This window comes from Pseudomonas sp. MYb541 (assembly GCF_037479595.1).
Taxonomy (GTDB): domain Bacteria; phylum Pseudomonadota; class Gammaproteobacteria; order Pseudomonadales; family Pseudomonadaceae; genus Aquipseudomonas; species Aquipseudomonas canadensis.
On sequence record NZ_JBBGYS010000068.1, the window covers coordinates 21,240 to 27,390 of the forward strand.

7 protein-coding genes are annotated in these 6,151 nt (G+C 61.7%); 5 read left to right on the forward strand and 2 right to left on the reverse strand.

Features of this window, described 5'->3' with window-relative positions:
• Positions 1 to 147: 147 nt before the first annotated feature.
• The 5 genes from WH299_RS28505 to WH299_RS28525 all read left to right on the forward strand — a co-directional run bounded on the left by WH299_RS28505 (position 148) and on the right by WH299_RS28525 (position 4,369).
• A complete protein-coding gene (locus tag WH299_RS28505; RefSeq protein WP_027605239.1) occupies positions 148 to 1,305 on the forward strand; it encodes a D-alanyl-D-alanine carboxypeptidase family protein in 1,158 nt (385 codons plus the stop codon).
• Positions 1,306 to 1,389: 84 nt separating this feature from the next.
• Positions 1,390 to 1,665, forward strand: a complete 276-nt coding sequence (locus WH299_RS28510) for a DUF493 domain-containing protein (RefSeq protein WP_017528936.1) — start codon at positions 1,390 to 1,392, stop codon at positions 1,663 to 1,665.
• The gene (gene lipB / locus WH299_RS28515; RefSeq protein ID WP_028618071.1) at positions 1,665 to 2,312 is read left to right on the forward strand and encodes a lipoyl(octanoyl) transferase LipB; all 648 of its coding nucleotides are present in this window, start codon (positions 1,665 to 1,667) and stop codon (positions 2,310 to 2,312) included. The genes WH299_RS28510 and lipB overlap by 1 nt, the downstream gene beginning before the upstream one ends.
• 26 nt (positions 2,313 to 2,338) lie before the next feature.
• Positions 2,339 to 3,340 carry a lipoyl synthase gene (gene lipA, locus WH299_RS28520; RefSeq protein ID WP_017735632.1) on the forward strand — a complete coding sequence of 334 codons (1,002 nt, stop codon included), beginning with the start codon at positions 2,339 to 2,341 and terminating at the stop codon, positions 3,338 to 3,340.
• 108 nt (positions 3,341 to 3,448) lie between these two features.
• The gene (locus WH299_RS28525) at positions 3,449 to 4,369 is read left to right on the forward strand and encodes a S66 peptidase family protein (RefSeq protein WP_339551960.1); all 921 of its coding nucleotides are present in this window, start codon (positions 3,449 to 3,451) and stop codon (positions 4,367 to 4,369) included.
• 130 nt (positions 4,370 to 4,499) lie between these two features.
• Here WH299_RS28525 and WH299_RS28530 read toward each other — a convergent pair whose 3' ends face one another.
• Positions 4,500 to 5,825, reverse strand: a complete 1,326-nt coding sequence (locus WH299_RS28530) for a lytic murein transglycosylase (RefSeq protein ID WP_028618069.1) — start codon at positions 5,823 to 5,825, stop codon at positions 4,500 to 4,502.
• Between the two features lie 61 nt (positions 5,826 to 5,886).
• Positions 5,887 to 6,051 carry an alternative ribosome rescue factor ArfA gene (arfA, locus tag WH299_RS28535; RefSeq protein WP_003176285.1) on the reverse strand — a complete coding sequence of 55 codons (165 nt, stop codon included), beginning with the start codon at positions 6,049 to 6,051 and terminating at the stop codon, positions 5,887 to 5,889.
• Positions 6,052 to 6,151 lie beyond the last annotated feature (100 nt).

The window sequence follows — 6,151 nt, forward strand, 5'->3', positions numbered from 1 at the left end:
TCGAACCCTGGTTGTTGGCTCGTTAGACAATAAAAACCCAGGGGCAAGGGGTGAGCGGGCAACCGAACACGCGACAGTCTGGCAACGGGCTGTCTGAATAAGTTTTGCCCGCGAGGGCAAGTTTCCATAAGCAATTTCGAGAGACGGATGAACATCACCACCTTAGCCAAACGCACGTGCCTGCTTCTTTCGCTGATCATCACCCCGGCCGCCTGGGCCGTTGAAATGGTGCCGGCTTCCCCGCAACTGGCCGCCAAGTCCTGGGTCCTCATGGATGCCGCCAGTGGCAACGTGCTGGTCGAGAGCAACGGTGACCAGCGCCTGCCGCCGGCCAGCCTGACCAAACTGATGACTGCCTACATCGCGACCCTGGAAATCCGTCGCGGCCAGATCGGCGAGAACGACCCGGTTACTGTCAGTGAAAACGCCTGGCGCACCGGCGGTTCGCGGATGTTCATCAAGGTCGGCTCGCAAGTCACCGTGAGCGACCTGCTGCACGGCATCATCATTCAGTCGGGTAACGACGCCAGCGTCGCCCTGGCCGAGCACATCGCCGGCAGCGAAGACGCATTCGCCGACATGATGAACAAAACCGTGGCCGACCTGGGCATGACCAACAGCCACTTCATGAACCCGACCGGTCTGCCGAACCCAGAGCACTACTCGTCGGCTCACGACATGGCGATCCTGGCGCGCGCGATCATCCGTGTCGACCCGGTGCACTATGCGATCTACTCCCAGAAAGAATTCTTCTGGAACAACATCAAGCAGCCTAACCGCAACCTGTTGCTGTGGCGTGACAAGACCGTCGATGGCCTGAAAACCGGCCACACCGACGAAGCCGGCTACTGCATGGTGTCGTCCGCCGTACGTGATGGCCAACGCCTGATCGCCGTGGTCTTCGGCACCAACAGCGAGCAGGCCCGTGCGGCCGAAACGCAAAAACTGCTGACCTACGGTTTCCGCTTCTTCGAAACCCAGACCTTCTACCAGAAGGGTGCTGAACTGGCGACCGCACCGGTGTGGAAAGGCGCAACCTCCCAAGTCAAAGCCGGCCTGGCTGAAGACCTGACCCTGACCATGCCTAAAGGCCAGCTGAAAAAGCTCGCTGCCAGCATGACCATGAACCCGCAACTGGTTGCGCCAATTGCCAAGGGTGACGTGATCGGCAAGGTTGAAGTGAAACTGGACGACAAGGTGGTGCATAGCGCCGACCTGATCGCACTGGACGCCGTCGACGAAGGTGGTATCTTCCGCCGCGTGTGGGATAGCATCCGTCTATTCTTCTACGGCTTGTTCAACTGATTGTGTGCACCTGCAAAGCCCCGCGTTGATCCGACGCGGGGCTTTGCCGTCGCCACGGCTTACCGCTTACGAGGCCGTTCTGCCATGACCGATAAAGAAGTAAAGGCGCCAAAGATCGAATTCCCGGTGACGGATTACCCTATCAAGGTGATCAGTGACACCGGTGTGGGCCGCAAAGACCAGATTCTCGACATCGTGCGTAAACACGCGACGATCAACGACAACCGTGTGGATGAGCGATCCAGCTCCACCGGTAAATACACGACTATCCAGTTGCACATCGTTGCGACCGGTCAAGACCAGCTCTACGACATCAACAGCGAACTGCGGGCCACCGGCTTCGTGCACATGGTGCTGTGATGTCACAGGTCCTGGGCTTTCGCGAGCTCGGCCGGATGGACTACGAGCCCGTCTGGCACGCCATGCAGCGGTTCACCAATGAACGCGGCACCTCGGCCCCCGATGAAATCTGGCTGGTGGAACACCCGCCGGTCTTCACCCAGGGCCAGGCCGGCAAGGCCGAGCATCTGTTGCTGCCGGGGGATATTCCGGTGGTGCAGGTCGACCGAGGTGGCCAAGTGACTTACCATGGCCCGGGTCAACTTGTCGCATACCTGTTGCTGGATGTGCGCAAGCTGGGGTTTGGCGTACGCGATCTGGTCAGCCGCATGGAGACATGCCTGATCGAGCTTTTGGCCAGTTACGGCGTGACCGCCGCGGCCAAGCCCGATGCACCGGGTGTGTATGTCGACGGCGCGAAAATCGCCTCCCTGGGGCTGCGGATTCGCCACGGCTGTTCCTTTCATGGCCTGGCCCTGAATGTGGACATGGACCTGGCCCCGTTCCGGCGGATCAACCCGTGTGGCTATGCCGGGTTGGCGATGACGCAACTGAGTGACCATGCTTCACCGATTAAATTTGCCGAGGTGAGTGCCCGGCTGCGTGCGCAGCTCGTCAAACACCTCGACTATGCTGAGCAGACGACCCTTACGGGCGGAATCGACTGATTATGACTACTGATGCAGTGCAAACCATGATCCCGACGGTGGACGTTACCGACCGTCCGGCCCCGGCCCCGCGTGCCAAGGTGGAAGCCGGCGTCAAGCTGCGCGGCGCCGAGAAGGTTGCACGCATCCCGGTGAAGATCATTCCGACCACCGAACTGCCGAAGAAACCTGACTGGATCCGCGTGCGCATCCCGGTTTCGCCGGAAGTCGACCGTATCAAGGCCCTGCTGCGCAAACACAAGCTGCACAGCGTGTGCGAAGAAGCGTCCTGTCCGAACCTGGGCGAGTGCTTCTCCGGCGGCACCGCGACCTTCATGATCATGGGTGACATCTGCACCCGTCGTTGCCCGTTCTGCGACGTCGGCCACGGCCGTCCGAAGCCATTGGACGTCAACGAGCCGGAAAGCCTGGCCATCGCCATCGCCGACCTGCGCCTCAAGTACGTAGTGATCACCTCGGTAGACCGTGACGACCTGCGCGACGGCGGTGCCCAGCACTTTGCCGACTGCATCCGCGAAATCCGCAAACTGTCGCCGAACGTGATGCTCGAAACCCTGGTCCCGGACTACCGTGGCCGCATGGACGTGGCGCTGGAAATCACCGCTGCCGAGCCGCCGGATGTGTTCAACCACAACCTGGAAACCGTGCCGCGCCTGTACAAGGCTGCGCGTCCGGGTTCGGACTACCAGTGGTCGCTGACCCTGCTGCAGAAATTCAAGCAGATGATGCCGCACATCCCGACCAAATCCGGCCTGATGCTGGGCCTGGGCGAGACTGACGAAGAAGTCATCGAAGTCATGAAGCGCATGCGCGAACACGACATCGACATGCTGACCCTGGGCCAGTACCTGCAACCGTCCCGCAGCCACTTGCCGGTGCAGCGTTTCGTGCACCCGGACACCTTCGCCTGGTTCGCCGAGGAAGGTTACAAGATGGGCTTCAAGAACGTGGCGTCGGGCCCGCTGGTACGTTCCTCGTACCACGCGGACGAGCAGGCCAAGCTGGTCAAGGCAAGCCTGGTTTCTTAAGTCGCGCCGCAGCCCCAATATGGGAGGGGCTTGCTATGGTGAGCGGGCTTGCCCCGCGCTGGGCTGCGAAGCGGCCCCATCAACTGATGAGAACCACGGATGACTCAACTGACCGCTGCAGTACCTGCCCTTCGCAGCGAAGGCACCATCGCCCTGATCGCCCCCGCCGGCCCCGCCACCCTGGACGTCGAAAAAGCCGGCCAGTGGATGCGCACTCGCGGCTACGACCTGCGAATCTTCCCCGGCGTCTATGAACGCGACGGCTACCTCGCCGGCAGCGATAAAACCCGCCTCAACGACCTGCACAACGCCTTTGCCAACCCTGACATCGACGCCATCTTCTGCCTGCGCGGCGGCTACGGCACGCCACGCCTGCTCGATAGCCTGGACTTCGAACTGCTGCGCGCCAACCCCAAGCCGTTCGTAGGCTACAGCGACATCACCGCGTTGCACCTGGCCATCAGTCGCTACGCCGGTTTCGTGACCTTCCACGGTCCGATGCTCAACGCCGACCTGTTGGGTGACAAGCAGCCACCTACCGAGTCTTCATTGTTCAGCATGCTTCGCGGCCAGTTGGGTGCTGGCAGCGTACTGGCGCACCCCGCAGCCCACCCGCTGACCACCATCGAATCTGGTATCGCCTGCGGGCGTCTGCTGGGTGGCAACCTGTCGATGATCGCGGCAGTCATGGGCACGCCTTTTGAGATCGGCGCCGAAGGCATCATCCTGCTGATCGAAGACGTCAACGAGCCGATCTACCGCATTGACCGACTGCTGACGCACCTGCGCCTGGCGGGCAAGTTGGCGCAGTTGGCCGGTGTGCTGGTCGGGGATGTGGCGGGTGTGGACAGTGCCGCGCTGGAGCGCCTGCTCAAGCAGACCTTCGAACCGTTGCGCATTCCGGTGCTGTCCGGCTGGCGCAGTGGGCATTGCGATCCGAACCTGACGCTGCCGATGGGTGCGTTGGTACGGTTGGATGCGGGGGAGCAGCGGTTGGTGTTGGAGCAGGATGTGGTGTTAAAGCCGTAGCCTGTTGTCGCCCGTTAATCCGCCTTCGCGAGCAAGCCCGCTCCCACATTCAACCGCATTCCAAATGGATGTACTCGGTCAAATGTGGGAGCGGGCTTGCTCGCGAAAGCGGTAGCAGCCATAAGCCGATCTACCGGTTCTGCAGCGACTCCAGCAACTTCACCGTCGGATAGCCATCCGCCGGCCAGCCCAGCGCCTGCTGCGCCGCACGAATCGCCTTGCGCGTATTGGCGCCGATAATCCCATCCGGGTTGCCCGCGTCATAGCCATTGGCACTCAAGGCCGTCTGCAGGTCGATACGCTGCGAGCGGCTCAATGGCCGCTCATCCTTCGGCCAATCGCCACGAATCACACCACCACCACCGAAACGTTCCGACAACAGGCCGACCGCCAAGGCGTAGGACGACGAGTTGTTGTACTTGAGGATCGCACGGAAGTTATCCAGCACCAGGAACGCCGGGCCACGATAACCTGCGGGCAGCAGCAGGGCGGCGGAGAGTTGGTCGACGTTCGGCGGCATGCTCGCGCCAAAGGGCAGCTGGATACCGAGTTTCATCCACTCGGCAACGGTTTTGCGGATGCCGCCGTCGGCCAGCGCGTAATCGAAGTTCGCCGGCAGTTGTTTCACCTCAAAGCCCCATGGCTGGCCTTTCTGCCAGCCGGAGCTCTGCAGGTAGTGCGCGGTGGAGGCGAGGGCGTCGGCCGGGCTGTTCCAGATATCGCGGCGACCGTCGCCGTCGAAATCCACGGCGTGGGTGTTGTAGGTGGTCGGGATAAATTGGGTCTGGCCCATGGCGCCGGCCCAGGAGCCTTTCATCTGGTCGGCCTGGATATCGCCGTGCTGGATGATCTGCAACGCGGCCAGCAATTGCGCCTGGGCGAATGCCGGGCGACGCCCTTCGTAAGCGAGGGTCGCCAGGGAGCGGATCACCGAATTATTGCCCTGGAACTGGCCGAAGTTGCTCTCCATGCCCCATACCGATACCAGCGCCTGGCGGTCTACGCCATAACGTTGCTCGATGCTTTGCAGGGTATCGGCGTACTTGATCAGCAGCGCCTGGCCGTTACGCACGCGCAGTGGCGAGAGGGCGCCGTCGAGGTATTCCCACACCGGGCGGGAAAATTCCGGCTGGCTGCGGTCGGCGCGGATCACCGCCATGTCCGGGGTGACGTTGGCGAACGCGTTGTCGAACACGGCAGCAGTGATGCCGGCCTGCAGGGCTTGCACACGGAAGCCAGCCTGCCATTCAGCAAAGGTCTGGGTCGGCTGGATGTCCAGATTATCCACCGCCAGCGGGGCCACAACAGCGGGCGCTACCACGGGGGCGGTCTGGAGCTTGGGCAGGGGTTGAGCGTCGGCGGCAGTGGGTTTTTCCGCGCAGGCGACGAGCAGAATGAGGCTGGAGGCAGCGATCAATTGGCGAAGGTGCCAACGACGGGAAAGACTAGAGGGCATGCACAGGTCCAGGGATTACAAATCAGGTGCAGACCTTATCATGTCGGAGGGGCGCTTGCCTTCAGGCAGCCAGAAAGTAAGAAGCCTCCCAGCTATTAGACTGGAAGGCTTCGCGGCGGTAGCTGCCTTTGCCCTTGCCGGCGCGTTCTTGACGGCTGCGGAACAGTGGCTGGGCGATGATGGATTTGGCCTTGTTGGGGCCATGCTTGGATGGCTTTTTGCTCATGGTCGTTGCTCTCGATAGGTGGGATGGAGCGGTGCAAATCATCTGCCGATGTTGGACTGCTGTAAAGCCCGGCGATAGGTAGGAAAGTCACGCATCACCT